This window comes from Pseudofrankia asymbiotica (genome assembly GCF_001983105.1).
Lineage (GTDB): Bacteria > Actinomycetota > Actinomycetes > Frankiales > Frankiaceae > Pseudofrankia > Pseudofrankia asymbiotica.
The window spans coordinates 1-26,526 of the sequence record NZ_MOMC01000037.1 but is presented as its reverse complement, the minus strand read 5'-3'; the positions used below and the strand labels follow the sequence as shown (position 1 = coordinate 26,526).

Sequence of the window (26,526 nt, the reverse complement as noted above, 5' to 3'; positions counted from 1 at the left end):
GGTGTCCGCGCGCCCGGCGCCCTGAGGGGACTGATCAAGAATGCCGACCACAGCCGTACGGCCCGATACCGGAGCCATCATCAAGCCGGGACCCATGGTCACCGTCGTCGAGGAACGGGAGGTCACCGAAGACACCTATGCGGACTTCGCCGCCGGCAGCGGTCTGAACGGACCGTTCCTGGCCGACCAGCTGTCCGCGTTCCTGGCCCACGAGCGGATGGGCGCCAACCTGCTGCGCACCCTGCACGCCCGCACCGACAACCCGGCCCTGCGCGGACGCTACGCGGAGCTCGAGGGAGAGACGTTCCAGGCTGTTGGAGTCTGGGAGAAGCTGGTCACGAGCCTGGGCGGCAGCCAGCAGTACGCCAGCCCCGCCGGCCGGGCTGTCGAAGGACTCGACGGCAAGGCGATCGAGGCGCTGCTGCTGAGCGGGTCCGCCGACCCGATGACCTTCGAGCAGGCCGGCCTGCAGGCATACCTGTGTGCCGCGCACCTGTGCGTCGACAATGTCCGTCTGCTGGAGCGGCTGRCGGGCGAGGCGGACGACAGCCCAGCCCGCACGGCGATGAATGACGCCGTCGCCGCGCTCACCCCGAGCGCGCGCGAGCATGTCGACTGGGMGACGCAGACGCTGACACGGACCACCGTCACCCAGGCCAAGCACCCGTTCATCCGGAAGGTGGCACAGGCCGCCGAACGGGCGACCGACAAGGTCCGGACCGCTTTTGGAGCCTCTCCGGCATGACGACGCCCGAGGGCCGCTGGTAGGCCGCGTCCGAATCACCTTCCGGGAGGGACCCTGGCCCGCGGGCCAGGGCCCCTCCCGCGGCATGAGTGTGGCGGAGGCATGGCGCGCGTGATGCAGCCGCGATGGGCGCGGGGAGAGCGACGGACATGGCTCGCGTCCGACATCTCGCGGGAGTGGCGGCCAGGTGACCGGGTAGCCACGGCGTGAAGAGGGCCGGCCGGACGGGAGCGAGGCGACGGAGGCCGCCGCGGCGGCACCGTGTGTATGCCCGCGTCGTGTATGCCCGCGTCCGCGATCGGCGCCGCGATGATCGGAAAGGCGGTGGGTGATGAAGGCGTTGACYTGGCAGGGCAGGCGGGACGTGCGGGTGGAGGAGGTGCCCGACCCCCGGGTGGCAGAACCGACGGATGCGGTCATCCGGGTGACGTCCACCGCGATCTGCGGCTCTGACCTGCATCTCTATGAGGTGCTCGGGATGTTTCTGCGGCCGGGGGACATCCTCGGTCACGAGCCGATGGGTGTGGTCGAGGAGGTCGGGGCGGAGGTGACGGGCCTGCGGGCCGGTGACCGGGTCGTGGTGCCCTTCACCATTTCCTGCGGCAGCTGCTGGATGTGCGACCGGAAGCTGTATGCGCAGTGCGAGACCACCCAGATGCGGGAGACCGGCAAGGGCGCCGCGCTGCTTGGCTATACCGCCCTGTACGGCGCGGTGCCGGGCGGGCAGGCCGAGTACCTGCGCGTTCCGCAGGCCCAGTTCGGGCCGTTGAAGGTCCCGGAAGGGCCGCCGGACGAGCGGTTTCTCTACCTGTCTGACATTCTGCCGACCGCGTGGCAGGCCGTCGCCTACGCGGATGTCCCGGACGGTGGGACGCTGGCCGTGCTCGGGCTCGGCCCGGTCGGCCAGATGTGTGTTCGAGTGGCCCGGCACGTGGGGGTCGGCGGAGCCCGGGCCAGCGCCCCGCGGGACGTCCGGGTCATCGGGGTGGACCGGGTGCCAGCCCGGCTCGAGTTGGCGGCCCGGCACGGGGCCGAGGTGCTCGACCTCCGTGAGCCGGACGACGTGGCCGACCGTCTGATCGAGCTCACGGGCGGGCGGGGGCCGGATGCCGTGGTGGACGCCGTTGGTATGGAGGCGCATGGCGCGCCGCTGGGGAAGGCCGCCCAGGCCGCGATCGGCCGGCTGCCGGACGTCCTGGCCCGGCCGCTGACGGAGCGGTTCGGCGTCGACCGGATGACCGCTCTGCACACCGCGATCCGGGCCGTGYGCCGCGGCGGGACGGTGTCGTTGTCCGGTGTGTACGGCGGCGAGGTCGACCCGATGCCCATGATGGATCTGTTCGACAAGGGGGTGCAGCTGCGGATGGGCCAGGCGCACGTGCGCCGGTGGACCGGCGAGATACTGCCGCTGCTGGCCGACGCCGACCTGTTGGGCGTGGAGGATTTCGCGACGCACCGGCTCCCGCTCGCCGAGGCGCCGCACGGCTATGAGATCTTCCAGAAGAAGCAGGACGACTGCGTCAAGGTCGTCCTCAAGCCGTAGGCAGGCGTGTCAAAGGTCGTCCAGAAACGACTGTCTTGCTCCTTCGTTTCCGCTCCGAGCCGCCGGCCAGGAAAGGGGCGCGCCGACGCGGCGCGCCCCTTTCCTGGCAGAAGCGTCAGTGCACCTGGTCCATGATCCGAAAGCAGAGCGCCAGGATGCCACCGACGACCAGGGCGGCGCCCGTCGCGATCCACAGGACGATCGAGTGCGTCGGCAGCGCGAACGCGCCGAGCGCGAACCCGATTATGATCATCGTGACAGCGGCCCACGAGCCCGCGTTTCCCCGGTGATGCGGATGCGCTCTGGCCCCCTGGGTCGCCTCCGGCCGAGCCGCGAACTGTCCGGCCAGGCTGGCATCCGGCCTCGCCGGGTGCTCGTCGGCCACCGCCGCGGTGTCGCCTTCGTTCATCGCCCTGACCATCTCGCGCACCTCCGGTCGTCCTGGCCCGGGCCGGCCGGTAGCCGGGCGGGCGGGGACGCGGCGCGCGCCCCGCGATCGTCGTTCCCAGGGCGCGGGGGTCGCACTCCCGCGAGAGGGCGAGTGTGGAGACCGCCAGAGGTAATCCTGCCCTGCGACGGTCAGGCTGGTTGGGCGCCGGGGCGGCCATCCTCGATGACCCAGGTCGCGTCGGTGGTGACCGGGGAGTCGCGGCGGGAGATGTCGGCGACGACCCGCAGGTCGGCGCGGCATTCCGCGGGTGTCACGCGGATGCGGGTATAGCCGCGGCGGTCGCCGCGGAAGTACCGGACATGCGGGTTGAATCGGGCGTTGTTGTCACGGACGAAGTCATCGCTGATGAGGAAGAACGCCGAGCTGATGGAGGTGCAGACGAACTCGGTGGCGACGACCGGCGTCTCCGGTTGGTCGAAGTCGACCCGCAGGTCGTTCACCCACGCGCAGTGCAGGTCCCCGGACAGCACCACCGGGTTGCGGGCCTTGCTGTCGCGCACGCCGGTCAGCACGCGGCGCCGGTAGGGGCGGTAGCCGTCGTTCTGGTCGAGGTTCGTCAGCGTCTGCCCGTCCCCGCCCGGCAGCTGGCCGTCGAGCTGCGCCATCATCGTCTGCTGCGCTATCAGGTTCCACCGGGTGCGGGAGGCGTCCAGCCCCGTCCGCAGCCACCGCTCCTGCTCGGCGCCGGCCATCGTGCCACCCGTGTTGGCGCCGCCCAGGGCGGCGGCGCCGATGGCACTCGGATCACTGCCCGGCGCGGGCGTGCGGTACTGCCGGGTGTCCATGACGTTGAGCGTCGCCAGGCTGCCGAACGCGAGCCGACGGTAGATCTGGAAATCGGGGGAGCCCGGGTTCAGCCTGGCGCGGATCGGCATGTGCTCGTAGTACGCCTGGTAGGCGGCGGCGCGCTGGCGGGCGAACGCCGCGGGGTCCTGGTGGCGTGCCCCGGTGTCGCCGATCTCGTCGGTGAGGTTCGCGTAGTTGTTCTCGACCTCGTGGTCGTCCCAGGTGACGATCCAGGGCGCGGCCAGGTGGGCGGCCTGCAGCGCCGGGTCCGTCTTGTACTGACCGTAGCGATTGCGGTAGTCGGCCAGGGTCTGGAGCTGGTCGAGGCCGGGAGTCCGCGGGGTGGTGTGCCGCCGGTCCGGGAACTTGCTGTCCGGGTCGTACTCGTAGATGTAGTCGCCGACGTGTACGACGAGGTCCGGCCGGTCCGCGGCGATCGCGTCGAACGCCGGCCAGTAGCCGTTCTGGAAGTCCTGGCAGGACACGAGGGCGAACGCCAGCGATCCGCCTGCCGCCTCCGGGCCGGCGCCCGGCGCCGCCGCCGTCCGGGTGCGGCCGATCGGGCTCAGCACCGAGCCGGCACGGAACCGGTAGTAGTAGTCCCGCCCCGGCTCGAGGCCGCGGACGTCGACGTGGACCGAATGCGCGAGCGCCGCGCGCGCGGTCTCAGTCCCGGCCCGCACCACCGAGCGGAAGTCCGTGTCGGTGGCGACCTGCCAGTCGACGGGGATGTCGCGGGCCGGCATCCCGCCACCCTCGGTGGGTTTCGGCGCGAGGCGGGTCCAGAGGATCACGCCGTCGGGCAGCGGATCACCGCTCGCCACCCCGAGGCCGAAGACCCCGTCCGTCACTCCGGCAATGGGAGTGGGCGCGCGCAGGGTCGCGGGCGCGGGCGGCGAGGCGTCATCGGAGCCGCCGCAGGCGGCGAGGCCCACCGCCGCCAGCGCCGCGCCTCCGAGGCCCAGGCCGCCAAGCAGGAGAGAGCGCCGATCGGGGCGTGGGCGTTCGGCGGCGCCATCAGGGGTCACAAGTCCAGCAGACTAGACGAAGCCGGATCTGTGCGATCCGTTCGTTCGGAGATCTGAGCGCGTGTGCGAGACGCGAGCGTGAGCGTGTGCGAGATCTGGGCGCGTGCGAGACGTGAGCCCGTGTACGAGACGCGAGCGCGGGTATCCGCCGGTGGTCGATCGAGCCGCGGCGCGGCGCCAGTGGCCATGGCCGTTGGGTCAGGAGCGGGTATCTCACGAAGAGGTTGATATGCGCGTGTCCGAACGGGTACTCGAGCGCGTCGAGCAGGAGCGGGGACTTGACCCGGTCGCTGGGCGCGCCGCCGCGCTCTGGTCCGCGGCACTGCGCTCGGAACGGTTGCGGGATCTCCTGAGTGGCCGGCAGCTCGGGCATCCGCTGCACCCCGCGGCCGTTCTCGTACCGGCGGGGACGCTGCTGAGCGCGACCGTGCTGGACCTCACCGGTGATCCAGGCCTGCGCCCGGCCGCGCGGCGGCTCATCGGGTTCGGGCTGCTCTCCGCCGCCCCCGCCGCGGCGGCCGGATGGTCGGACTGGCTCGACACCGAGGGCGCCGAGCGCCGGGTCGGGCTCGTGCACGCGGCATCCAACATCGTCGGCATCGCGAGCTACGCGACGTCCTGGTGGCAGCGGCGGCACGGCGCGAGTGGGCTGGTCGCCGGTCTCGCGGGGGCGACCGCTCTCGGCGTCGGCGGATGGCTCGGAGGCCACCTCGCCCACGCGCTGGGGGTGGGGGTCGACACGACCGCGTTCCAGCGGGGCCCGACCGACTGGACAGACGTGCTGGCGGCCAGCGAGGTCACCACGGCCCTGCGGCAGGTCGACGTCGACGGGGTGTCGGTGCTGTTGACCAGGGTCGACGGTCAGATCGTCGCGATTGGTAACCGCTGCACCCACCGGGGCGGCCCGCTGGCCGATGGCGAACGCGACGGGGACTGCGTGGTGTGCCCGTGGCACGCGAGCCGGTTCGCGCTGGCCTCCGGTGAGGTCGTCCGGGGCCCGGCGACCCGCCCGCAGCCGGTGTACGAGGTCCGCGAGAACGCGGGGCGGGTCGAGCTGCGCCGCTCGGAGGTCCGGGCGCTGCGAGCCAACCCCGTCGACCCGGCGCCCGACCGGGTGCTGACCGGCCGGCGGTGATCCGCGGCCGCGGGCCGGCGCGGCGGGCTCCGCGGCCAGGTCGGCGCGGCGGCCTCCGCGGCCAGGGCCGGCGCGGCGGGCTCCGCGAGCCGGTGGACTGAATGGTGATTCGTGCGGACCGGATGCCACCGGCCTGGCTCAGGGGGTTTGTTACTCCGGCCTGCCTCGGTCGTACGTCCGGCCTGGTCGGCCTGACGGCATGAAGGCGTGACGCGTGACCTGTGATGCGCCGCCGTGGCGGTGCGCCAGTCTGTACCCGTGGTTTACCCACGCTTTTACCCACGGTTCGTGGAGTTCCGACTTCCCGTGAGGCGCGGGAACTGGGGTCATAGATGTGGACCAGGGGTCCCGGAACCAACGGGCGGAAAATTTAGTCATTCCGTTAGTCATCCACTAGCCATCCCGGACGCCTGTTCAGGCTTTGTCGTGGATGGTTAGTCACCTGGAGCCGCGCGCTCCTCGGCGGGATTTCGGCCGTCGGCGGGTAGGTGGATTGGCGGGGTCCGCGGGCGTGCCCAGGTCTTCGGCCTCGCCGTTCGGGAGCCTCGAGACGACCAGCGGTGGTCCGTCGTCGGGGTGACCGGGCCAGGAGAGGGCACTCGACACGGCCGGCTGGGGCTGGTCGAAGGCGATCTGCCCATCTCGGTGGAGCAGCGCCATGTCGAACATCACGGCGAACAGGCCGCGCCCGAGCAGGAAGGCGAGGTCGCTGACCGTCCGCCGGCCGTTCACCTGTGCCAGGATCTCCGCGCGGCCCTCGTCTATAGGTGGGGCCGCCGCCGTGGTCCGCGGGTGGGCTCGCGCGTGCAGGCCCAGCCCACGCCACCCGGACGCGACCGCCAGCCGGCGCCGGGTCTCCCGGACCACCCGGCCGACATCCATCCCCGGGGCGAGCGGAATGAGCGGGTCGGCGACGCCCGGATTGGGCACGCACGCGAACACGTCCGCGAGCGCCAGTGCGAACAGGGCGTCCATCGCGGCCGTCTGGGTCACCACCTGCACGGACGCGTCGCCGATCAGGCCGCGTTCGACCAGCTCGGCGCGCAGCCTGCCCTCAGGGGCGGCCCTGGCGAGGGCGTCACCCCAGTCCTCGCGAGATATCCGTCCTGACGCCAGCAGCAGGAACTCCACGCCCGGGGCGACCGGGGTGTCGGCGGCGACCAGCAGGCCGGAACTCAGGACGACCGTTCCCCCAACCAGCGCTCCTTCGGTCCACAGCGTCCCGGAGAAACGTTCCTCGGCCAGCCGGGACAATACGTCCAGAAGAACATAACCATCCGAGGCGGTGCCCACGCCCATCGCGTTCCACCCCCCTCATGCCAGTGACAGCGAACAGGGGGAAGGATATGGTGCGTTGCGACCAAGTGCTACCAGGCCGTGCGACGTCCGCGCAAACGGTGGTAGACCCGGTCGCAGTGAAAATCAACTCGGGCACAATGGTGARTTGTCCGTTGAATCGGGGAAGGGCTGTATGGACATCGATACCGCGTTGAAGGAAGCGATGGCRCTCGACGGTGCGCTGGGAGCCGCGCTGGTCGACTACGAGAGCGGAATGATGCTGGGCTCGGCCGGCGGTGGCCGCGCGCTCAACCTCGAGGTCGCCGCCGCGGGCAACACCGACGTGGTCCGCGCCAAGGCGAGGACGCTGGAGGCGCTCGGCATCCGGGAGGGGATCGAGGACATCCTCATCACCCTGGACCGGCAGTACCACGTCATCCGCCTGCTCACCCGAGGCGGCAGCCGGCTGTTCCTGTACCTCGCCCTGGACCGCGCCCGGGCCAACCTCGCCATGGCCCGCCACGGCCTCAGGACGATCGAACGTGAACTAAGCATGTGACGTCCGGGCATGTGACGTCCGGTCGGCTGTGTTGGCGCCACCCGGTCCCGTCCCGGGGCCAACCTCGAAATTGACCTCGAAGTTATGACCGGGCTATGGTCCGCCCGTGTCGCTGATGATCCCGCTGACTCTGTCGACCCGCCCGGGTGACCTACCCGCGAGCCCTGGGCGGGCGGCATGACAGGCGACGGGACGGACTTGGCGTCAGACTGGGATGCCAGGACCGAGGCGGCGCAAGCGCGAGGCGCGGAACCACGAGACGTGGACGGATCACACCGGATCGTCGACGACCCGGTTGACGTCACCCCGGCATGGCTGACCGAGGCGCTGCGCGCGGGTGGCAGCGATGTCGAGGTCGTCGGCGTGCGCTTCGAGCCGGTCGGCACCGGCCAGACCGCCGTCAGCTACCGCTTCCACCTCGACCTCGCGCCGGAGGAAGCCGGGCGCGGGCCGGCGAGCGTGGTGGTGAAGATGGCCGGTGGCGCCCCTGAGGTCCGTCAGCGGTTGCGGGTGGCCTACCGCAACGAGGTCGGTTTCTACCGGACCTTCGCGGGGCGTGCGCGGGTCCAGGTGCCCCGGTGCTGGAGCGCCGAGCTCAGCGACGACGAGCACCGCTTCACCCTCGTGCTCGAGGACGCCCGGCGCGAGCCGGCAGCCAGGTCGATGGCTGCACGGCCGCGCAGGCGGCGCTGGCCGTCCGCAACCTCGCTGGTCTGCACGCGCCGTTCTGGAACGATGACAGCGTCACCGACGGCGCCGACTGGCTGGCCCGGCTCGACGAGGCCGGAATGAGCTTCCTGGGCAAGGTCGCCACCTCGGCGGCCGCCGAGTTCACCGAGCGGTACCGGGCAGGCCTCGGGCCGCGGGACGTCGACACCCTGCTGCGCGCGGCGGAGCTCGTGGCCGGCTGGGGGAAGTACACGTCGGACCGCTTCTCACTGGTGCACGGCGACTACCGGCTCGACAACCTGCTGTTCTCCGGCGACACGTGGGTACGGGCGGTCGACTGGCAGACCGTCGAGGTCGCCTTCCCCGGCCGCGACCTCGCCTACTTCCTGTCCACCGCCCTGCCGCCGGCCGAGCGACGTGTCCACGAGCGGGCGCTCGTCGCCGCCTACCACCGGCGGCTCGTCGAATACGGCGTCCCGGACTATCCCGTCGGCCTCTGCTTCGAGGACTACCGGCGCGGGCTGCTACAGGGGCCGCTGATCACCATGATCGGCGCCGTCTACGCGAGCGCCGAGCGCACCGCCGCCGCCGCCGATCAGATGTTCCTGTCGATGGCCGCCAACGCCTGCGCGGCGATCCGCGACCTGGACGCCCTCGCGCTGCTGTCGGCCTAGCCAGAACCAGCACGGACCCCCTAGGTGATCTTCGCGTTCCGCGGGACGCACCGATCGACCGCGCTGCCAGTGCCTCGCGCCGCCCCGCGACGTCCGTCCCGCCGCCTGCGCCGTCAGGTCACGATCAGTCAGAACCAGTCAGACGCTACGCGTCACCAGCGGCGCGCCGCGTCTGACTGATCTATCGAACCGCGGCCGGCCGGACACCGATGCCTGCCACAGTGCCGGCCCTGGCCCACCGCATGTTCCTGGTCGAGGGACTCCGCCGCGGAGATCACGCGTGCTGTCGTGCTTCCGTCTTCCGGTCGGCCGACGGATTCCGGGCCGACCGGGGGATCATTCCGAGTCGCTGCCGGTGACGGGGGAGATGGTGCGGGCGGCGTCGTCGTACAGCTGCCGGTGGGCCGCCCGCACCCGGTTGGGATCCACTTTGAGAAAGGCGCGATCGTAGGTCACCAGGCCGTTGTATTCGCCTTCGACGTCCGTCGCCTGGGTGTAGATGGCGATGCTGAGGCCCCGTTCCCGGAAGAGCGCGCGCAGCTCGTCGATCATTCCCAGGTAGCGGTCGGTGAGCGCGCCGGGCGAGGCGGCCCACTCGTAGCTGAACCCGCCGGCCGAGTGCCAGGTGTGGCCCGCCGCCGGCAGCCCGATGCCGCCGAACTCGCCGAGCGCGCGGCATCGACCGGCCGAGGCCGGGACGGCGGCGGGGCCGGGATAGGCGTGCAGGTCGGCGACGTCGCCGGCTCCCGCGTCGATCCAGTGGTTTCCCGGGTCCGCGCTGCCGCTGTTCTCACTGATCAGGCGGGTCGGGTCGAGGGCCCGAACCGTCTCGGTGATGCGCTGGACGTCGTATTGTCCCCAGCCCTCGTTGAACGGGACCCACCCGATGACGGACGGAAAGGCGCGACACTGCTCGACGAGCGCCCGCAGCTCGGCCTCGAACCGCTCGCGGGCGGCCTCGTCCGGATTCCGGTCATGGGGCATGGACGGCATGTCCTGCCAGACGAGCATGCCGAGCCGATCCGCCCAGTGGTACCAGCGCGCCGGTTCGACCTTCGCATGCTTGCGGATGCAGGTGAAGCCGAGTTCCTTCGCCATTTCGATGTCGCGCCGGAGCTCGTCGTCCGTCGGCGCCGTGTACACGCCGTCCGGCCAGTAGCCCTGGTCCAGCAGCCCGAGGTGGAAGACGAACCGGCCGTTGAGCAGCGGCCGCGGCTCGCCGGACACCTCGACCACCTCGACCGACCGCATCCCGACATAGCTGTCCACCCGGTCGTGCGCGCCGGGCCGGTCTGACGGCCCGTCGGCGAGCGTCACGGTCACCCCGTACAGGAAGGGGTCCTCGGGTGACCAGACTCGGACGTCCGGGATCTCCACCGTGAACGGCTGGCCGCTGATTCCCGTCCCGGCCGCCACCGTCGCGGCCCCGGCCGCCATCCCTGCCCGCACCTCGACCCGGACCGGCACCGCCGCGTCGGGGGCGGCGGCCGCCGCGTGGTCAATGCTCGCGTCGGGGGCCGGCGGCGCGTCCTCCGCCGCGACCGCGTTCACCACGACATGGACGGCGCCGGCGGCGAGATCCGGAGTGAGCGTGAGCCGGGAGACGTGGCAGGCCGGGGTCGGCTCGAGCCAGACCGTCTGCCAGATCCCCGACGCCGAGGTATAGAAGATCCCGCCCGGGTGGCGGCGTTGCTTGCCCACCGGCTGTCCACCGCCGTCGGTCGGGTCGAAGACGTGGACAAGCACCTCCTCCTCGCGCCAGTTCAGGCAGAGCGTGATGTCGAAGCTAAAAGCGTCGTAACCGCCCAGGTGCGCGCCGACCGCGACGCCGTTAACCCATACCCGGCATGCCCAGTCGACCGCGCCGAAATGGAGGTGAACCCGGCCAACGGCCCAGTCGGGTGGCACGCGGAAGGTGCGGCGGTACCACATCCGCTCATGCGTCGTCCCGATGCCGGACAGCGTCGACTCGACCGGGAACGGGACCAGAACACGTCCCGGCAGCCGCTGGCCGACAGGCGGGTCACCGTGGTCACCGAGACCGCCACGGTCATCAGAGGTGGCGTGATCACTGAGGGTGTCGTGGTCGCCGGGACCGCTGTGGCCAGGAGCGGTGGCTGGTGCCGCCGGTCCCCGTCCTCCCTGGAACTCCCAGCGGCCATTCAGCGACAGCCAGGACGATCGCACGAGGTGTGGGCGCGGGTATTCCGGCAACGGACTTCTCGTGGCCGCCGCGCGTGGCCAGGCGGTGGCCAGCCTTCTTCCAGGCACCTTCCGGATGCTAGAAGGTTCTGTCCTCCGGCTCGTGGAGATTGCCGTGGTCCGATGCGGTGGCGGTTCCGCCGCGGGAGATCCGACCAGTTACGCGGCCGGGAACGGCGGGGCGGTCGTCGGTTTGGCCCGCGCGCCGGAGATCGCCAGCTCGGCGGTGCGCAGCAGCTCCGTCTTCGCCTGGTCCGGCGACGTGGCGAAGAGGTCGATCGACACCACCTGGTTGAGCAGGCCCGGCCGGGCACAGTCGGCAACCCTGGCGACCAGCAACTTCCGCTTCGCGCCGTCCGGGTCGACCGCCCACGCCGCCTGCCATTCCGCCGTCCCGTAAACCGACCGCGTGTATGCGTCGGACAGCACCGCGACGGTGCGAGCGGAATGCTGGACGCCGTTGTTCATCCCGGCGAGCCAGTTCGACCCCGGCACGAAATCCCAGGCCTGCACCAGGACGCGGTAGCCGGCCTCCTCCAGGGTCCAGGAGATCCACTCCGCCCACTGTCGGTCCGTCCGMGTGTAGGACACGAAGAAATCCCACTGTGCGCCGCTGCTCGCCGCGTTGTCCGACTCGCCGTCGTTAGTCACGCTAACAGTGTGCCACCGTCACGATCCGCGTCGGACCGGCCGGCAGCCCACTCGACGGTCTGATGCGGCTGGCGTCCGACTGAGTCGGACTGAGGTGGGTGCCAAAGGGGGCGTCGCCGGCTGGGACCAGCCCGATCGGTGGGGAACCGGTCCCGGTGACCGGCTGACCTGACCGGATGAGGCGCGGTCTCCCACGGCAGGCTCGTGGGAGACCGTGCCGTGCGCGGCGTCCGCCGCGGTGTTCGCGGCGCGTGCGGCCCACATAAATGACCGGCGGCCAACCGGACGGGATGGGATGGTGGGCCCGGTACGTCCGGGTGCTGGTGCCAGCCACCTACAGCGAAGGCAGGGGATGGTCGTGCAGGTCGCGGTGCTGACGTTCGACGGGTTCAACGAGCTGGACAGCTTCATCGCCGCCGCGATCATCAACCGCTGTCGCCGCGATGGGCTGACGGCCTACATCACCACCCCGACGCCCGTCGTCACCTCGATGAACGGTGTCGAGGTGACCGGCCAGCGCCCGCTCGCCTTCGCCGCGGAGGCCGACGTCGTGCTGGTCGGAAGCGGGATCAGGACGCGGGACGTCATCCAGGACGACGACCTGCTTGGCTCGTTCTCGCTGGACCCGACCCGGCAGCTGATCGGTTCGCAGTGCTCCGGCGCCCTGGTTCTGGCCCGGCTGGGCCTGCTGGAATCGGTCCAGGCGTGCACCGACGCGACCAGCCGCCCGTGGGTGGAGGCGTGCGGTGTCGAGGTGGTGGACGCGCCGTTCCGCGCGGTCGGGAACATCGCCACGGCCGGTGGCTGCCTGGCGTCGCAGTACCTCGCCGCCTGGGTGATCGGCCGGACTCTGGGCGAGGAGCCCGCCCGCGCCGCGATCGACTACGTGGCGCCGGTGGGAGAGAAGCGGGAGACGGTCGACCGGGTGTTCGCGGTCCTGCGTGCGGGTGACCAGCGGCCCGCGGCCCGGATCTGAGTCACCGCCTCCCGGCTGCCCGACTGCCCGGCTGTGAGGGCCGTCACCTGTTGGCTCGGCGCAAACCGGGGCAGGGCTGAGGTGTCGTTCATATCGGCACGCCATGCCCTGTAGGCGGACACCAACCCGGGAGCCGTGCCCGTGAGCAGCCCTTCCGCGATGTCCCTGCCCTCTGACGACTCGACGCCCGCGGTCCTCGTCATCCTCGCCGCGGCCGCCACCGCCGGCTTCCTGCTGGCGTTCGTCGTCGACTGGCTCGTCCGGCGCGCCGGACGACGCTACGAGATCGCCGCGGACATGTCCCGGCGCGGCCGGCGACCCCTGCGGATCACCGCCGTCGTCCTCGGCCTGCTCATCGCGGCGAACGCGGCGCCGCACCAGGACTGGACCCTGGCGCTCATCAGAGTCCTGGGCCTCGCGTTCATCGCGGGATTCGCCTGGCTGACCGCGGTCGCCGCGTTCGTCCTCGAGGACCTCGCGCTCGCCCGCTACCGGACCGACGTCGCCGACAACCGGCACGCCCGCCGGATCCGCACCCAGGTCACCCTGGTCCGCAGGATCACCACCGCGGTCATCACTGTCATCGCGGTCGCGGCGATGCTGATGACCTTTCCGAGTGTCCGGGTCGCCGGCGCGAGCATCTTCGCGTCCGCCGGCGTCGTGGGCATCGTCGCGGGCCTTGCCGCGCAGACCTCGCTGGCCAACATGTTCGCCGGCCTGCAGCTGGCGTTCACCGACGCGATCCGGGTCGACGACGTCGTCGTGGTCGAGGAGGAGTGGGGACGCATCGAGGAGATCACCCTCACCTACGTCGTCGTCCACATCTGGGACGACCGCCGGATGATCCTGCCGTCGACCTACTTCACGACGACACCGTTCCAGAACTGGACGCGGCGGGAGTCCGCCGTCCTGGGCGCCGTCGAGCTCGACCTCGACTGGAGCGTGCCGACAGAGGACCTGCGCACGCGGCTGCACGAGGTCCTGGCCGGCACGGAGCTGTGGGACGGCCGGATCGCCGTTCTGCAGGTGACCGACGCGGTCGCCGGATACGTGCGGATCCGCGTCCTGGTCAGCGGCAAGGACGGGCCGACGGTCTTCGACCTGCGCTGCCTGGTACGCGAGGCACTGGTGGACTGGCTGCGCAGGAACAGCCCCGCGGCGCTGCCGCGGACCCGGATCGAGACGCCCTACCCGGATCTCTTCCAGAAGCAGGACTGGACGGGTCCACGCCGCGGTGACGGAAGCTCGAACGGGCACCGCGCCGGTGAGCGGGTGGCCGTCGGCGCGGGCCGCGGGCCGTACGGCGCCGACGCCGATGCGGACGGGGGTGCCGCCGCGCGGCCGCGCCGCACGGGCGTGCCCGACGGCGACGACACCCGGCTTTTCGGCGGCGACCTGGAGGGCGAACGGCGGTCGCGGGTGTTCAGCGAGACCAGCGGCACCCACAAGACCGTCGCGACCGGCGAGGCTGGCGAGGCTGGCGAGGCTGGCGAGGCCAGGGAAACCCGGGAGGCCGGCAGCCGTCCAGGCCCGTGACGACCCGCCGCGGCCTCCAGGATTGGTGGCATCTGACGACCGCCCCGATGTCGCCAGGCTGTCCGGGTCGTGACAGCCCGCGATCGGGGCGATGCGGTACACCCGCAGGGGTGGGTGGCCGCAGCCCGTGACAGGTGGTACGCCCTTACCCATGACAGTCGAGGCGTCCGGGCCGATCACCGTGGCGCTGGTCGACGACTACGACGTGGTGCTGGCGGGGGTCGCCCGCATCCTGGCGCCGTACGCGGATCGGGTCAGCGTCGTCGAGATCGACACGAACCGTCCGGTCGCCCAGGACGTCGACATCGTGCTGTACGACTCCTTCGCCCAGGCGGAGGCCGGCGGTGACGACCTCGCGGAGGTCGTCGCGAACCGACACACAGGCCGGGTCGTCATCTACACCTGGAACTTCGGCGCGAGCCTGGTCGAGGGTGCCCTGGCCCGAGGCGCGAGCGGCTACCTGTCGAAGACGCTCACCGGCCGTGAGCTCGTCGCCGCGATCGAGGCCGTGCACGCGGGCGAGGTGGTCGTCAGCCCGCCGCCGCGCTCCCGGATCACCGCCGGCCAGGACTGGCCGGGCCGCAACGAGGGCCTCACCGAACGGGAGGCGGAGGTCCTCGCGCTGATCACCCAGGGCCGCAACAACGCCGACGTAGCCAAGATCACCTGCCTGAGCCCGAACACGGTGAAGTCCTACATCCGCGCGCTCTACCGCAAGATCGGCGTGACCAGCCGCTCCCAGGCCGTGCTGTGGGGCGTCCACCACGGATTCGCCCCGGATCACCACCGCTTCCAGTCCTGGCGAGCCCAGCTTTGAGCCGCCGAGCTCTGAGTCGCCGAGCCGCCAAGGCCGTCGGCCGCGCCTGGCGGAAGCGGGATCGCTGACTGGTACCGCCGAGGCGACGCGAACGAGGTGCGGACGCCCAAGGACAGGAGCGCGACGATGGATGACCACGCGGACGGCGTCGGCGCTCCCGGGACAATCCAGGAATCATCGTGTGACGGCCCGGCGGCGGGCGAACTGGTCACCGAGACGCTCGACTACGACGGCGGCAGGCAGGTCACGGTATACGTCCCGCCGGGTGCGCCCAAGGCCGTCGTGTTCGCCGGTGACGGACAGGTGGTCTCACACTGGGGCGCGTTCCTCGAGGCGGCCGGCACGCGGCACGCGATGATCGTCGGCGTGCACGGGCTGGCGGATGAGACGCTACGGCTCCAGGAGTACTCGCCGGTCTTCGACGCGAAACGGTTCGCGGCCCATGAGGGGTTCTTCGTCGAGGACGTCCGCCGCTGGACGCGATCGCGGTTCGGAATCGGGCTGCCCGCCGAACGTACCGCGGTGTTCGGCGCCTCGGCGGCCGGAGAATTCGCACTGGCCCTCGGGCTCCGGCATCCGGATGTCTATGGGGCGATCTTCTCCGGCTCGCCGGGCGGAGGCTACAAACCGGATGGCGCGACGCTGGGCCCGGTGCCGCGCACGTACCTCGTCGCCGGCACGCTGGAGCCGTTCTTCCTCAGCAACGCGACCCGTTGGGCGACCGCACTGCGCGACGCGGGCGCGGATGTCGTGCTCAGCGAGCGGCCCGCCCCCCATGGAGACGCGCTGTGGCGAGCGGAGTTCCCGCTTATGGTGACGTGGGCGTTTGGACGATGACTAAAAGGCTTTGGTGAGCGGCCTAGGGCCGCAGCGGGCCTGGCAAGTCCCGTGCAGCGCGACGGCCCTGCGTCCCGACTGCTGGCAGGATGGACTGCCGCTTCGAGAGGGCGCCGTCCCGTCCGATCCACCGGGCGCGCTGAACAGCAGGTTTACATGATCGTATTAGACCGTCTTTGGCTACTTCGGGGCCGTTCCAAGGATGGCGTCGTCAACGAAAGCCTGGTGGTGCGGTAGCCGGTGTACTGCGCCCKAGCCTTGCGGCGTGTGCAACGCGGGTGCGGACCGCAGGGTCGGCCCAACCACCTAACGATGCTGGTGAGACGCCTGAACCTACGCCGGCACGATGGGTACCACCCCCGGATTGCACACGTCGAGGGTGATGCCGGGACCCCACCGGCCGCCCACCCCCTGGAACGCCTCCCTGCGCAGGTCACGCACCAACGGAAACCCGTAACACTATGCGAGGCGATCACTACGCCTACGATTTCGGGCAGGAGATGTGTGTCCGCGCCCCGGCCTGGTCGGATAGACGAGGTTGCCGCGATGGCGAAGGGCGACGGGGGTATCTCCGCGTCGGCGCCTCGACGGCGCCGGCAGCGGCCAGCCTGCGCGAAGTGGCATCCATCCGGCTTCTAATGATCGCCGACCATAAACTTGCAAAGTCGATCCCGCCGGTTCGCCGATAGCAGTGGTCTGCCTTGCCACCGGTTCGGGCCTGATCTGTGGTCGTCGGCGGCGTTTGGCAGGCTCGGTCGCGCTACTTGACCTTGGTTTCGAGTTGCGGCTGATGTCTGGCTGGCGACGCAGGGTGGGATGCTGGTCGCCAACGTGACGGGCCGGCCGTACGGGTTGGCTCGCGCTGTCGGGGGGTGACAGGTGGCGGACGATCTGTTGACCGCAGAGTGGTCGCAGAGTGACTGAGCGCCCGACCGTTTCGCGGCTACCTAGGGCCGGGCGGGTCGAGACCGGACGGCAGCTCCGACAGCGACTCGTGGGTGCCGAGCAGGAGTGGCTTCAGCTGTGCAAACGGGCGTACGCGCTGGGCTTCTCAGCGGTCGACAGCCTCCTCCTCCCGTCGAGCCGTGAGTATCTGGCGCTGCGCGAGTCGACGCGTTCGTGGCGGTCTGGCAGGACCGAGCAGAATCCGTTGCGGGCCCTCGGGGAGGACGACACCGACAACCATCTTCCGGACGACGAACCTTTGCGGGACGACGAAATCTTGCGGGACGAGGACGATGACGCGTCCCCCGACCTTTCAKCGGCCAAAGCGATCGCGGCCGTAGCCGCAGCACTGTGCACCCACCGGCATCCAGCGGCCGCGGCGGTCGGCTCGGCGAGCCACTGGGCAAGGTCGAACCTCCCGGCCTACGACAATGGCCAGCCGTTCCCGGCGTCGATGTACCGCGACGGGGCAGTCAGGTCCATACTCGCAGAGCTGGATGGGACGACCGGTGCCCGCCGACGCGGCTTCCTGGCCCTGCTGGCCCTGGAGATCGCTGGCTGGCCGCTCGACCATGGCCGTGAGGCGCTGGTGCGGGTGCTCTTCGACCGTCAGGCCGCAGGCGGCGGCAGTGGCCTATTGTACCTGCGGGAGCGTCCGGGCGGACCTGCTGGCCTCCATCCCGACCCCGCCGTCATGGCGTTCCTGACGGTGGACGCCCAATTCGATGGCGCCGTTGGCCTGGCCTGGCGGCACTCGGCGCTGCGTGTTCGCGGTACGTGCGTGACCTGGTCGGTCCTCGATGGCGACGAGCCCTGCGTCGACATGGCCCACGGGTCGCTCGGCGCGGCCTTCGCCGTTGGGCTCGCCGACCTGCACCGCCGTATGYGGGTCGCCGGTCGGCTGAACCCCCGACGGCTGGACGCGCGGTGCGCGGTGACCGGCGCGCTCGACGCTGACGGCCACACGCTGCTGGCAATCGGCGGCGCTGCCGGAAAGCTCGAGGCGGCGCGGGCGACGGCGTTGCGTCGCATCGTGGTACCTGAACCGTCGCTGCGGGATTTCCAGCGTCGGCGAGGGGCATCCGACCGGTTCACGGTAGTGAAAGCGACGACGGTCCACGACGCCGTAGCCCGTACCCGTACCCGTCCGAATCCCATGTTCGTCCTGGCAGTCACGGCAATGGTCGTCGTTGTCATCGTGGGAACCGTGCTGGGAACGATTCTCGCGAGGCAGGGCGTTCAACTGGACGCGGAACAACGGCGTGCGCAGCAGGCTGCGGTCGCCGACCGGCTACTCGTCACGGCGGCCAGCGACCGTGCCAGCGACACGCGCACCGCGATGAAACTCACTATCGCGGCCGACGTACTCAGCAGCGACGGCGACAGCCTCAGTGGACTTGCGCAGGCGCTTGCCGATCCGCCGCTACTTACCGCACGACGCGACGACGACCAGACAGTGACCGCGCTCGCTGTCAGCCCCGATGGCCAGCTCCTCGCTACCGTCAGCGATAGGTCCCAAGAGGAGCGCCGAGGCGGTCGGTTGCGCTTGTGGGACGTCACCGACCCGCACAACCCTGTCGAGATCGGCCACGCCGACGACGACCAGAGTCTAACCGCCGTCGCGTTCAGCCCCGACGGCCGGACGCTCGCCACCACGAGCGACATCCAGGACCACAGCACTTCCTTCGAAAACCGGGGACACGGTGGAAGGCTACGGCTGTGGGACGTCACCAACCCGCGCGACCCCGTCGCTGCCGGCTTCGGTGACGACGATCAGAACCTGACCTCCGTCGCGTTCAGCCCCGACGGCCGGACGCTCGCCACCACGAGCGAGTGGTCGAACGAGTCAGCGCCTGAAGGCCGCCTGCGAATGTGGGATCTCACCAATCCTCTCGGACCGGTCGAGATCGCACGACGCGATGACAGCGAGAACCTGACGGCCGCCGTCTTCAGCCCGATAGGCAATACACTGGTGACGGCGGGTGGCAGTGGGGTGCGGTGGTGGGACATCGGCGACCCTGCGAGCCCCACGGAATTCGCGTTCCGCGATCCCGGGACCAATGGAACCTATACAGCCGCCGCGTTCAGTCCCGACGGAACGGTCCTGGCGACCGGGAGCGACAACGGTGGACAGCTGTGGAACCTGACAGATAATCGAAATCCCGTAGTGGCGGCTGCGTTTTCCGGCGGCAGCACAGGAGTAGCCTTCGACCCGCTTGGAAACACGCTCGCCGCGACCAGCGGTTCCGACAGCAAGACGGTAATCGACGGAGAACTGTACCTCTACGACGTAAGCAACCGCGAAGACCCCGTCCTGACGGCCAGAATCGACGACGCGGACGTGGAGGTGACAGACGTCGCCTTTGCTCCGCGCGGCGAGTTCCTCGCAACGACCAGCGAGGTAGGACCCGGTGGCGACCGCGACGTCCTCCGCGAGGGCACCCGAGGACGACTACGGCTGTGGGACACGACAGACCGTCGAGCGCCCGCACCATCGGCCGTTCTGGAGGTACCGCATGAGTTTTTCGGAACTCAATTCAGTCCGGACAGCCACACGCTCGCAGTCACAGCCCTCAACCAGCCCCTCGAGCTGTGGGACGTGAGCGAGCCCGGCAACGGCCCGCGAACGGTCGACCTGGGCGCCTACGATTCCGTCTCCTCGGTGTTGTTCAGTCCCGACAGGCACACCCTGGTCACCAACAGGGAGCACGGCGTCCAGCTGTGGGACCTGACCAGCGGACGAGATCCCCTCCCGATCGGACCGGTMGACACCTCCGAGGACTCCGGCGCGGCGGCAATCAGACCAGACGGAAACATCGTGGTGACCGAGGGCCTGCGCACTCTGGTGCTGTGGGACATCAGCGACCGGACCGCACCGCGGCAGCGGGGTGAGATCACGACTTCCGACATCTTTTCTGGCGCAAGTTTCAGCCCAGACGGCAGAACCCTCGTCACCACGACGTACGGCGGAACCGGAGCGATCGTGTCCACACAGGTATGGGACGTCACCGACCCGGACGAACCCGAGGAGCTCGACGGCTTTGACCCCGACGCCACGAGAGATATCCGGTTCAGCCCCGGCGATCCGCTGGTCGCTGCCCTGGGAAGCGGACGCCTGGAGCTGTGGGACATGACAGACCCGAGAAACATTCACCAGGTCGTGAGCGTGCCGGCAGGCGGCGACTCACTCGCCTTCAGCGCGGACGGCGAGACCCTCGTCACCGCTGGCGGCGACGACGGCCGGCACGTGCTGCTCTGGGACATCAGCAACCCGGTGATACCCGCACAGATCGCGAGTCTCGACGCGGACCAGCGCGTCACCGACGTGAAGCTTTCTCCGGACGGCGGCACCGTCGCTGCCAGCAGCGACGGCCGAGTTCGGCTGTGGGACGTCGCGTGGTTCTCCAGCGCCAGCGGTCACCTGCGTGAATGGGCCTGCGCGGCGACCGAAGGAGGGCTGTCCGAGTCGGAATGGCGATCGGCGGTGCAAGAGACCGCCTATCTCGTGACCTGTCCCGAGTAGGAGCGGCAGCGGACGGTCCGCCTCCCCACGACCGGCACGCCGTCCGCTACCTGGTCAGCCGAAATCGTGCGTGCACGCCACACCTACAACTGGCAGCAGGACCAGGAGCGTGACGAGTTCCACCGACACCAACCGCCGCGGCCAACCCGGGCGGACGACGCGGTCGGCCGCCTCGGCCTGGTCCTCGAGCGCCGCGACGGTGCCGGACTCGGTGGCCGGTTGGACAGAGATGAGAACTATGGTCCCCCGCGCTATGCCGAGCGAGGCGGYGACCAGGCATCCCGCCACGAATCCTAGCCCGGCCGCCAGTGCCAACCAGGTCCATCCGGGAGCCGACGCACCGATTCGGGCGCCTTCCGCAGTACTGCGCAGCCACCTCATCACAGCGAACGAGATGCCCGAGTAGCCGCCAGCATCCATATTGTTCGCAGTGTTGACGGTATCGATGTGAACCGCTTGACGGACAACGAAGCCRCAGAAAGCGATCGTTGTCGCGGCGGCAACGCCCGTGAACAAGACCGTGGCGGCGATATTCGACCGGGAGCGCCACAGCGAGAGAAACTCCCCGGCGACGCCGACCGTAGATACCTTCGGATACACCCCTGCGGACCCGATAAGAGATATCGAAAGCGCCAAGCCAAGCCATTTGAGTTCCGGTAATGCCTCGCTACCACGGATACCCTGGAGAAAGGTGACGCAAAGACCGGACAATGCGAATCCTACGGCAGCCAGCCGAGGAGTCGACACGAACGCGCGGAACGACCAGCCCAGCCGCCCAGTTCCGTCTGGACGCAGTACGCGCCGCGTCGTCACGGCCACGTTCAACAGCACGGCGAGYAGTCCGAAGGCGGCCACGACCCCGGCCATCGCGTTGAGCGCGAACCAGGCGGCCACGAGGCCGGACAACGCGACGGCATCGCGGGCGACCTCCTCGGCTGACCCGACCCTGACGACCCGCCAGGCTGCGGCCGCCTCCGCTTCCGCCGCTTGTTCCGCGTCCTCGACCGTCGCCGGCGGGTCCGCAGGCCGAAGTTCCAACAGGTCGTCGATCCCGTCGAGCTCGGCTCCCATGAGGTCGGACTGGACATGGTCGGCCAGCTCCTTATGGCTCAGGTGACCGCCCGCGAGCAGCACTCGTGCGGCTCCGCTGGTCGACCCCCGCGCGACCAGCGCGAGGGCCACCTCACCGGGCTGGATCGGAGCCAGCTCGTACCGGTCGCTCATCCGCGTGAGCAGTCGCAGTGCGTCCGCGACCCCGGCCGACACCGGGACGTCCCGCCAAGACCCGGACGGCCGGACCGAGGCGGCGTCTCGAGCCATCGCCAGGCCGACCGCCTCTGGTGCTCCCGTCCGCAGCCACAGCCGCTGCCATCCGGCGGCTGCCGGGCCGTCCACCTGGGCGAGCGAGGTGAGGAGCGCACCGGTGTGCACCGGCCGGGACGGTTGTCGACTGGCCTCTGCACGCTGGAAGGCATCGGCCACTGGAGCGGCCAACGGCAGGTAGTCGAAGATGTCGATCGGGTCCGTCGGCGTGGTATCCGCCCGGTGGTCGGCGGGATCGGCCAGCTGGACGCGCACCTCATCGCCGTCGAGCCCCAGGCGGGTCATGACCTCGCCCGCGACGCTGTCGGGTTGGCGAAGGAGAGCGAGCAGGAGGTGCTCGGACGATGTACTCCCGGCGCCACCGCCCGCCGCAGCGTCCCGCTCCGCGTCAGCGAATGCCTTGGCCGACGCCGCGCTCAGGGGCAGCTTGCCCTCGGGCGGGCCGCTCACCGCCTTCCGGGTCGCGGCCGCGACCAACGGCCTGGCGGCGGAGAGCGTAACACCGTGGTAAGCGAGCACTCGGCCAGCGACGCCGTCATGGTTTCGGGTGAGCGCCAGGAGCAAGTGCCCTGTGCTGACGGCGTGGCCCGCCGACGAACCGGCCTCCTGCCGGGCCACGCCGACCAGCCGCTCTTTCTCCGTACCGCATCCACCGAACATCGCCTCGCACTCCCAAGTGTGCCAGTCATCGCAGACCCGCGACGACCGATCTCCGCACCGCGTCAGCGTCGGGCCGGGATCGCGCCACCGCACGCCACGCGTTGCGCCCGGAGCGCGAACTCGCCCGCACCGAACGCAGGACCGCCGAGGCGTCCGCGGCTGTCAGCCGAGACGACGGGAACGGCGCTGTCACACTGATGTCCACCCCACCCGGCGTCGAGCCGATCTCCGCGGTCCCGCACGTCACATCGTCCTCGTCGCGCCACAACGGCAGCAGGTAGAGCTCGACATGGTCCGCGCGGCGGAGGCTTACCCCGACGACCCGCGTTTCCTCGGGAGCTTGGTCATCGACATCCGCGCCACCCCTCATTGGCTCTGTGGCGATGTCGTCGACGACTACCGAAAGCTCGACCAGAGCCCGCCCGGCGGGTCGCAGCACTATCCGCATTCCGGCGACGTCCACCTCGTTGGACTCCTCGACCCCGCCATCGGTCGTCGCCGCGAACGCGACGCGGGACGGGTCGAACAGCGGCAGCTGGACGAATCGCCGTCCGAAACGGGCCGCCAAGGCTGTCAGCCGCTCGGTCGGGCCGGCTCCGTCCCGGGACGTCTCCGGTTCGGGCGCTACCGCTGCCGCATCTCCCGGGTCGATATCGGCCTCAGGTGGCGCTTCCAGGACACCGAGCTCGTGCACGAGCACGTTCAAGATCTGCCGTACCGGGTACGGTGCCGGATTCCGGTCCGCCGCGGGCAGGTCACCCAGACGACGGGCTTCCGATATCCCGACCCGGGCCAGCTCTCGCCGGCCGCCCTCGAAACCGACCGAGTCCGTCGCCCCTAACGCGGTTCGCAGCACGGACAGTTGAACCGCGACCACGTCCCATCCGGCCGACGACAACGTCCACTCGGACACTGACTCGAGCAGTACTCGCGCGCGGCGTGCCGCTTCCACCATCCCGTCCGGCGACGACGGTGACGTAAGGTAGCCGACCTGATCCCCCATAGCCGACACGGTACTCGCCGCCCATAGGCTTACGTGTTGCTTCCATACCAGCACGACGCCCACGCACCGCTGTGGAATTGGCGCGCCGCTACTCTTCGCCGGCCGCGTGGGCCTGCCGCTGACAACCGTGCGACCTGCCCGTCCCCGTCCTCCGCCCAGCTAATCGCCGCGCGCGAGCCGCCGCAATGTCGAGTTGTACGGATATCGACGGAGCGCGACCGCGATGATCGTCCGATAAGGAGCCACGACAGCGCCGTTCTCCATCTCCCGGAGCTGCTCAGCCCACCATTCCTGCGCACTCGTGCCAGCCGAGGCCCGGTGGCGCGACCGCGGCAGTCCGGCGTCCTCGACCAGCTCGGTGGCAGCCGTACCAGTCCCGAACAGGCTCGCGAGCTCGTCGCGTAGTTCCCGCCTAGCCGTCGGAGTGAGTGGGACGTCCGCCGGAGGGTCACCAGGCTGTCCCCGCGGCGGCAAGTGGTCCTCGACGAGCCGGTCGACCAACGCCACGACAGAACTGGCACGCTCGACGGCGAGCCGCAGGAAGTCGAGGTCGGCGTCCAGCTGCCGGACCACGTGCTCCGCCAACGCCAGATCGTCTCCCAACGGGTCGTGCGCGATCGTCGAGGTCCGCTCGGCATCGAGGATAGCCCGCATGTTCTCGGCGGCGATCGCGACGCTGTGCCGCATCTCCCCGAGCCTCGACGTAACGGCACCAAGATCGACGACACCGGTTCGCACCCGTGCCAGCAGATCGTCGCGGCTAGTCGAGCGGCCGGTGGAACGCTGCTCGTCACCGCTGTCGAGAGCCGCCTCACGCAGCTGCCGCGCACTTTCGTCCAGGTTGCGCCGCATCTCGCGGAGCCCACCGCCGCCGTCCCAAATCCGGAGGTGGTAGCGGAGTTTCGCCGCGTGGCCGAGGTACTGCGGAAGCGCCGCTACGGACCCGTCTGCCCGTATCCACGTCCAATCGCTCAACCCAGCGTCACGGTCGCTCGGGGCAGCGACCAACAGCATCCGCTCGATCCGGTCGTCCCGTCCGCCGCCGGGCTCCCACAGGGCGAAGCCCGACCCTGTCGTGACGCCGCGCTCCGCCCATCCGCCGCGCTGTTCCTCCGGCGGCAAGGAGAGTGCCAGCGCTTCAGCCAGGTCAGGCGAAGCGGAAACTAGTGGAGGCGGCGATGTTCCGTCAGGACGGCTGACGTGCACCTGACAGATGAGGACAGCTCCGACGAGCGCCGAGGGCATCGCGCCGGCCACCGTGTTCCATGCCGCGCGGAGCTCGACCCAATCGACGACGCCCGGCTCGGGAACCGGAGCGAGCACCGCGGACAAGCACACGAGATCGTGTTCGAGCCGCACGACGGCCTGGAAGACCTCGTCCCCTGGACGCTCCTGGGCCGCGAGCAAACCGTCCGGCGAGGCCGGGACAGATCGCGGCATGACCACCGGCAGACCCAACGCGGCGACCGGCTCGGCCATCCCGAGGTGCTCCCGACAGCCGGCCCAGACCTCGCGCAGGTACGCGTACGCCGCAACAGCGCGCGGTCCGTCGGTCGGCGCGAACAGGTGCACCACAAGCTCCGCACCGCTGAACACAAGATCCTGGGATGCCGACGGCCGCGACACGCCTGAAGCTTAACGTGCGCGGCCGAGCTCTGGCTGTCTCGCGAGTCCACTGGCGACGTCTCCGGTTCATCGCCAGTGGCGATGCTGTCCTTCGAGATCGAGGGGCTGCTCGCCGCCGCAAAAGCCTCGAGGGACATCAACGATCGGTGATCGTTCGGAGTGTCCAGCGGACCGACCCAGCGAGCGAGGCGTCGGGGACGCTGACAGCAGGTTCGCGTGATCGTATTTGACCGCTTTCAGCTCTGTCAGGACTATCTCGCGACGACGTCGTCAAGGAGCATCTGACAGATGGTGCGGTGCCCCGCCGTGCTGCGCTCGAGCCGTGATGTGTGCAACGCGGGTACGGACCAAGGGCGTCCGTCCGATCGCCAAAGATGCTGGTCAGAAGCCTGAGTTTATGTGAGTACGACTGGTACCACCCCCGGGTTGCACATGTCGCTCGTGTGCGTTGGCTGACGGGTCGGACTACCAGGTCGCTGCGGCCCCAGCCGCTGCCGCTCCGCCATGAGTGGGGCTGTCAAGTTAACGGTGTAACGGGTTGTAGTTTGTCTGCTACTTTCGGCCGGCGGTGAGGCGGCCGTCGAACGCGAGGTCGAAGGCGTTGAGGGGGGCTTTCCAGCGGATCATCCATTTTGCTCGGCCGCGGCCGGTGGGGTCGAGGCTGGTGACGGTGAGGTAGAGGTGTTTGAGGGCGGCCTGCTCGTTCGGGAAGTGGCCGCGGGCCTTGACGGAGCGGCGGAACCGGGAGTTCAGCGACTCGATCGCGTTGGTCGTGGCGATGACGGTCCGGATCTCGGCGTCGAAGCGGAGGAAGGGGACGAACTCGGCCCAGGCGTTCTCCCAGAGCCGGATGATCGCCGGGTATTTCTTCTCCCAGACGCCCGAGAAGTCGGCGAACCGGTCGAGCGCGGCGGCCTCGGTCGGGGCGGTGTAGACGGGCTTGAGGTCTTTCGCGAGGGCGGGCCAGTCCTTCTTGGACGCGTAGCGGAACGAGTTGCGTAGCAGGTGCACGATGCAGGTCTGGACGATCGTCGCCGGCCAGACAGCGGCGACGGCGTCGGGGAGGCCGGTCAGGCCGTCGCAGACGAGGATCAGGACGTCGGCGACGCCGCGGTTCTTCAGGTCGGTCAGGACGAGCTGCCAGTGTTTGGCACCCTCGCCGCCGGTGCCGGCCCAGAGGCCGAGGATGTCGCGTTCGCCGTCGGCGGTGACGCCGATCGCGGCGTAGATCGGCCGGTTCGCGACCTGCCCGTCGCGGATCTTCACCATGATGGCGTCGATGAACACGACGGCGTAGACGGCGTCCAGGGGGCGGGCGCGCCAGGCCTCCATGCCCTCGATGACCTTGTCGGTGATGTCGGAGACCTGCTGGCGTGACACGGTGGTGCCGTAGATCTCGGCGAGATGTGCCTGGACCTYGCCGGTCGTGAGTCCTTTGGCGACCAGCGAGACGACGAGGTCCTCGACGCCGCCCAGGCGGCGTTGGCGCTTGGCGACGATCTTCGGGGTGAAGCTGCCGTCCCGGTCGCGGGGCACGTCGATGGTGACCGGTCCGATCT

Annotated in this window: 20 protein-coding genes; 10 read left to right on the top strand and 10 right to left on the bottom strand. The window is 70.1% G+C overall.

Features of this window, described 5'->3' with window-relative positions; translation table 11 throughout:
* Window positions 1–40 precede the first annotated feature (40 nt).
* Together BL253_RS18475 and BL253_RS18470 are read left to right on the top strand one after the other, a co-directional pair.
* Window positions 41–745, top strand: a complete 705-nt coding sequence (locus BL253_RS18475) for a hypothetical protein (protein WP_076818369.1) — start codon at window positions 41–43, stop codon at window positions 743–745.
* Window positions 746–1,076: 331 nt separating this feature from the next.
* On the top strand, window positions 1,077–2,288 hold the full coding sequence (locus tag BL253_RS18470; RefSeq protein ID WP_076818368.1) for a zinc-dependent alcohol dehydrogenase: 1,212 nt from the start codon (window positions 1,077–1,079) through the stop codon (window positions 2,286–2,288).
* A gap of 115 nt (window positions 2,289–2,403) precedes the next feature.
* On the opposite strand, the gene BL253_RS18465 is transcribed toward BL253_RS18470, so the two are convergent.
* Window positions 2,404–2,697 (bottom strand): hypothetical protein, encoded by a 294-nt coding sequence (locus BL253_RS18465; protein ID WP_076818453.1) that lies wholly within the window; start codon window positions 2,695–2,697, stop codon window positions 2,404–2,406.
* A 170-nt stretch (window positions 2,698–2,867) separates the two neighbouring features.
* The gene (locus BL253_RS18460; RefSeq protein WP_076818367.1) at window positions 2,868–4,553 is read right to left on the bottom strand and encodes an alkaline phosphatase D family protein; all 1,686 of its coding nucleotides are present in this window, start codon (window positions 4,551–4,553) and stop codon (window positions 2,868–2,870) included.
* Between the two features lie 229 nt (window positions 4,554–4,782).
* Here BL253_RS18460 and BL253_RS18455 point away from each other — a divergent pair, with 229 nt between their 5' ends.
* Window positions 4,783–5,688, top strand: a complete 906-nt coding sequence (locus BL253_RS18455) for a Rieske (2Fe-2S) protein (RefSeq protein ID WP_076818366.1) — start codon at window positions 4,783–4,785, stop codon at window positions 5,686–5,688.
* Window positions 5,689–6,126: 438 nt separating this feature from the next.
* Here BL253_RS18455 and BL253_RS18450 read toward each other — a convergent pair whose 3' ends face one another.
* The gene (locus BL253_RS18450) at window positions 6,127–6,987 is read right to left on the bottom strand and encodes a hypothetical protein (protein WP_076818365.1); all 861 of its coding nucleotides are present in this window, start codon (window positions 6,985–6,987) and stop codon (window positions 6,127–6,129) included.
* 172 nt (window positions 6,988–7,159) lie between these two features.
* On the opposite strand from BL253_RS18450, the gene BL253_RS18445 reads away from it, so the two are divergent.
* Window positions 7,160–7,525: a hypothetical protein gene (locus tag BL253_RS18445; RefSeq protein WP_076818364.1), complete on the top strand. Its 366-nt coding sequence runs from the start codon at window positions 7,160–7,162 to the stop codon at window positions 7,523–7,525.
* A gap of 270 nt (window positions 7,526–7,795) precedes the next feature.
* Here the strand turns inward: BL253_RS18445 and BL253_RS43825 are convergent, their stop codons facing one another.
* Window positions 7,796–8,137, bottom strand: coding sequence for a hypothetical protein (locus BL253_RS43825; protein WP_241834912.1), 342 nt, complete (start codon window positions 8,135–8,137; stop codon window positions 7,796–7,798).
* Between BL253_RS43825 and BL253_RS18440 the strand changes: the two genes are divergently transcribed.
* Complete coding sequence (locus BL253_RS18440; protein WP_241834911.1) at window positions 8,104–8,868, top strand: phosphotransferase; 765 nt, start codon at window positions 8,104–8,106, stop codon at window positions 8,866–8,868. The two genes, BL253_RS43825 and BL253_RS18440, sit on opposite strands and share 34 nt — an antisense overlap.
* A gap of 336 nt (window positions 8,869–9,204) precedes the next feature.
* On the opposite strand, the gene BL253_RS18435 is transcribed toward BL253_RS18440, so the two are convergent.
* Together BL253_RS18435 and BL253_RS18430 are read right to left on the bottom strand one after the other, a co-directional pair.
* The gene (locus BL253_RS18435) at window positions 9,205–11,082 is read right to left on the bottom strand and encodes a glycoside hydrolase family 2 protein (protein ID WP_241834910.1); all 1,878 of its coding nucleotides are present in this window, start codon (window positions 11,080–11,082) and stop codon (window positions 9,205–9,207) included.
* 147 nt (window positions 11,083–11,229) lie between these two features.
* The gene (locus BL253_RS18430; RefSeq protein WP_081438444.1) at window positions 11,230–11,721 is read right to left on the bottom strand and encodes a toll/interleukin-1 receptor domain-containing protein; all 492 of its coding nucleotides are present in this window, start codon (window positions 11,719–11,721) and stop codon (window positions 11,230–11,232) included.
* 352 nt (window positions 11,722–12,073) lie between these two features.
* On the opposite strand from BL253_RS18430, the gene BL253_RS18425 reads away from it, so the two are divergent.
* From BL253_RS18425 to BL253_RS18405, 5 genes are all read left to right on the top strand, one after another.
* The gene (locus BL253_RS18425) at window positions 12,074–12,697 is read left to right on the top strand and encodes a DJ-1/PfpI family protein (RefSeq protein ID WP_076818362.1); all 624 of its coding nucleotides are present in this window, start codon (window positions 12,074–12,076) and stop codon (window positions 12,695–12,697) included.
* Window positions 12,698–12,838: 141 nt separating this feature from the next.
* Window positions 12,839–14,233, top strand: coding sequence for a mechanosensitive ion channel family protein (locus BL253_RS18420; RefSeq protein WP_420801685.1), 1,395 nt, complete (start codon window positions 12,839–12,841; stop codon window positions 14,231–14,233).
* A gap of 151 nt (window positions 14,234–14,384) precedes the next feature.
* Entirely contained in the window at window positions 14,385–15,050 is a 666-nt protein-coding gene (locus tag BL253_RS18415) for a LuxR C-terminal-related transcriptional regulator (protein ID WP_076818361.1), read from the top strand.
* A 126-nt stretch (window positions 15,051–15,176) separates the two neighbouring features.
* Window positions 15,177–15,887, top strand: coding sequence for an alpha/beta hydrolase (locus BL253_RS18410; RefSeq protein WP_116438871.1), 711 nt, complete (start codon window positions 15,177–15,179; stop codon window positions 15,885–15,887).
* A gap of 994 nt (window positions 15,888–16,881) precedes the next feature.
* On the top strand, window positions 16,882–20,355 hold the full coding sequence (locus BL253_RS18405; RefSeq protein ID WP_076818360.1) for a WD40 repeat domain-containing protein: 3,474 nt from the start codon (window positions 16,882–16,884) through the stop codon (window positions 20,353–20,355).
* Window positions 20,356–20,409: 54 nt separating this feature from the next.
* Here BL253_RS18405 and BL253_RS18400 read toward each other — a convergent pair whose 3' ends face one another.
* The 4 genes from BL253_RS18400 to BL253_RS18385 form a co-directional block, all read right to left on the bottom strand.
* Window positions 20,410–22,338 carry a Clp protease N-terminal domain-containing protein gene (locus BL253_RS18400; RefSeq protein ID WP_076818359.1) on the bottom strand — a complete coding sequence of 643 codons (1,929 nt, stop codon included), beginning with the start codon at window positions 22,336–22,338 and terminating at the stop codon, window positions 20,410–20,412.
* Window positions 22,339–22,363: 25 nt separating this feature from the next.
* Window positions 22,364–23,341, bottom strand: a complete 978-nt coding sequence (locus BL253_RS18395) for a CATRA system-associated protein (RefSeq protein WP_158230377.1) — start codon at window positions 23,339–23,341, stop codon at window positions 22,364–22,366.
* Window positions 23,342–23,500: 159 nt separating this feature from the next.
* Window positions 23,501–24,913 carry a CATRA conflict system CASPASE/TPR repeat-associated protein gene (locus BL253_RS18390; protein ID WP_131831519.1) on the bottom strand — a complete coding sequence of 471 codons (1,413 nt, stop codon included), beginning with the start codon at window positions 24,911–24,913 and terminating at the stop codon, window positions 23,501–23,503.
* A 606-nt stretch (window positions 24,914–25,519) separates the two neighbouring features.
* A partial coding sequence (locus BL253_RS18385; protein WP_076818356.1) for an IS256 family transposase occupies window positions 25,520–26,526 on the bottom strand: 1,007 nt, incomplete at its 5' end.